The organism is Marinigracilibium pacificum (genome assembly GCF_012926615.1).
Classification (GTDB): domain Bacteria; phylum Bacteroidota; class Bacteroidia; order Cytophagales; family Cyclobacteriaceae; genus Mangrovivirga; species Mangrovivirga pacifica.
In genome coordinates this window covers 1-1,201 of record NZ_JABBNU010000030.1, presented here as the reverse complement: position 1 = coordinate 1,201, position 1,201 = coordinate 1, and the positions used below count along the sequence as shown (strand labels likewise).

Here is a 1,201-nt window from a genome sequence, read left to right as displayed (position 1 = left end):
AGGCAGTTGGCATATTGAGGCTCCACTACCCACTCCTCCATACCATTAATCAAACCCCACTTCCCATCTTGCTTTACCCAAACTTTTAATGCCTTTCTCTCCTTTTTAGATTGTGCTTCTAGAACAGAACAGCCCGAACTTAATATGACTATTAATAAGAAGAAATGAAAAAGTAAATGACGCATAGTTAATTAAAAACACATAAATAAAAGCCTTTTAACTAAAAAGGTAACATAATCTTATATCGAATAGATAAATACCATATTATTTAAAAAGTAACTTTACATTTAAGTTAAATAATGGATCTGTGGTAGTTAGAATTGTTAGCAGCTCTCCCTTGTAATTAAAAACCTTATAGGAGGCATCATTTACTCTGGTATAGTAAAGTTCTCCATTATTAAATGACACTAAATTATCATATTCTATTGGTAATATTATTTCTCCATTGCTATTTATAAGGCCTCTCTTATTTGCTTGTCCAACTATTGTTACTTCTAATTTGGAGAAATATTGGACATAATCATACTTAAATGGTGAAATGAAAATACCATCTTGATCCAGGAAAGTATAATTATTATTGTCATTAGCTACTTTTGCATAACCGTTGCAGTAATTTGATATATATTTATATTTGAAAGGTAAAATTTCTTGTCCTTGTAAATTTAATACACCATATAAAATTTTATCCTCATTGTTTTTTTCCGCTATCACACAATTTCCCCTATACGGATATTCCATGTAAATATAGTTTCTCGATAATTTCAAAAACTTATTCTCAACAATATTATAATATCCATTTATTGAATCAGAAATAAAAGGAATTAAATCAAGATTTGAATTTGCCGTCTGATTCATTGGTATATAACGATTACCTTTTATTAGATATTTATTCTCTTTTAAAGAAAAGACATCATAGGTACCAGAAGTAGATAGGATAGCAACATAAGGGTAATAATAAATTGAATTTGTGTAGTCATTTGTAAAAAGAGGTATAATCAAATTGGATACACCACAGTTTAATAGTCTGTCACCGACTTTAAGAATACTAAAAGATTTTGACTTTATTTCAACACTATAAAATTCAGGATATAGAATATTAATAGATTCATACTCAAAAGGCACTAACACTTCTCCCTTATCATCAATCAACCCATACTTCTTATCTTTAATTGCTATAAAACGATTTTCATCAGAAGCATCT

At 28.7% G+C, this 1,201-nt stretch carries 2 protein-coding genes; both read right to left on the bottom strand.

Annotated features, from left to right (window positions below; all coding sequences use genetic code 11):
• A partial coding sequence (locus tag HH304_RS21090; RefSeq protein ID WP_169685281.1) for a hypothetical protein occupies positions 1-185 on the bottom strand: 185 nt, incomplete at its 3' end.
• Between the two features lie 79 nt (positions 186-264).
• A partial coding sequence (locus tag HH304_RS21085) for a WG repeat-containing protein (protein WP_169685280.1) occupies positions 265-1,201 on the bottom strand: 937 nt, incomplete at its 5' end.